The organism is Bacteroides gallinaceum, assembly GCF_030373775.1.
GTDB classification, from domain to species: Bacteria; Bacteroidota; Bacteroidia; order Bacteroidales; family Bacteroidaceae; genus Phocaeicola; species Phocaeicola excrementipullorum.
This window is the reverse complement of record NZ_JAUDEN010000063.1, coordinates 1-1606: the sequence shown is the minus strand read 5'-3', so window position 1 is coordinate 1606 and position 1606 is coordinate 1. Positions and strand designations below refer to the sequence as shown.

General features: G+C 38.6%; 2 protein-coding genes. Both read right to left on the bottom strand.

Annotated elements, in window-relative coordinates; all coding sequences use genetic code 11:
* Positions 1 to 36: 36 nt before the first annotated feature.
* Positions 37 to 696, bottom strand: a complete 660-nt coding sequence (locus tag QUW60_RS14925) for a hypothetical protein (protein ID WP_289561481.1) — start codon at positions 694 to 696, stop codon at positions 37 to 39.
* Between the two features lie 5 nt (positions 697 to 701).
* On the bottom strand, positions 702 to 1606 hold a 905-nt coding region (locus QUW60_RS14920; RefSeq protein WP_289561478.1), incomplete at its 5' end, for a hypothetical protein.

The window sequence follows — 1606 nt, the reverse complement described above, 5'->3', positions numbered from 1 at the left end:
CATACAGTAATCCCTGTCTTCTATTCCTTTCCACAATCAATCTACAGGCTGCTCATTACCGTCCCATAAATTGTAAGTTCTTGAAGACAATTGTGCTTTTGTATATACTCTTTCTTCAAATTTTCGTTTTGCAACAAGAGTAAATTTCTCATCAACTATACGATATGTATAATCAACTCTATTGCCTTTAAATTGAGTAAAGCTATCTAAAGGAATAGATTCAGCAGAAATTGGCTCCAGTACAGAAACTATGACCAAAGCACCACTATCAATCCGATATTGCTTGATTGGAATACCGGGGAAATACCAAACATTAGTTTCCAATGAGTCCAGCACCTTTCCATTCGCATCCACTATAACAAGAACATCAGTCATCCAGTCCGTCACTCCACCAAAACTCACAGCCAACAAAACATTGCTAGAGCCAGGCATTTTAAATTTACCGTAAACGACCGGAGATGTATCAGCATCATCGGCAAGAAAATAATCTGTGCATTGCACGTTTCTGTACAATCTATTCGGGATTACTCCCCCTATATTCTGAATGCCGTACGTATTCGTATAAGGTACTCCTTTCTTCGCATCATAAGGCAACTCCGAAAATGGAAGATAATCCAATGCATCTTTCAATGTTCCCTGTGCCAAAGCACATACACTAAACATAAACATAAATAATATTACTATATTCTTCTTCATAAAACTTATATATTAGGTCGTATTTGAGTTAATTCATATTGCCGTTTTCCGCTCCAAGACATTCCACTAAAAGTGCCCTTTTCTGAATCATAATATAATCTCAATGAATCATCCATAACATTTGCCTTATTGGGTAAAGTTCTTCCCGTTTCAATATAATTGTAATAATATTCTCTTTTTTCCTCATCATACCCCCTTCCATACACAACTATCCAATGATCTGTTGTCTTATCATTATTAATTCCATAATTTATGGTATGATTTACACCTACAACAATCGGATGATTGACTGCTAAATGGGCATTTAATACATTAAATATCTCATTAGGATTTCCATCCAATGTCAATTTTCCATTCACTTCTTTATACAACTGAATATATACATTTGAGCTGCCAATATTGGCATTATTTCCTAATATTTGATGCATTATTATATCTGCCACTTGTTTACAATCTCGTTCACCTGGAACATAACCTGGATAAGAAGAAGTAGAATACGGTATCTTCACATCAGGAAGAGGATTCTCACCACCTTCTTCATTATTGTTCGTTTCTCCATTACCGCCTCCTATTCCTTCCTGCTCTCCGCCGGAATCAGTCGGAGCATCTCCCGGATCAGGAAGAGGGTCAGGGTCCGGCGGAGTCGTGGTTTCATCGCCCGAACTCCAGTCGTCACCGGAATCAGATTCGCCATAACCGTCATTGACATAGGCCGAATCAACAAAGCCGTCGCCGTCTATGTCGATATAATAGGTGTCATCGTCCGAATTGTAATAGACATCATAGTCCCAACCGTCATTACCAACCTGAACAAAATTGTCATTGTTCGTATCAAGAGGATTATCACTGTCATTGTTGCTGTCGTCAGACCAGCTGTCATCAGACCACGAATCATCATCGAACGTGCCGT

Coding starts and splice junctions, on each gene's coding strand:
- QUW60_RS14925 (WP_289561481.1), bottom strand. CDS start 696: ATGAAGAAGAATATAGTAATATTATTTATGTTTATGTTTAGTGTATGT.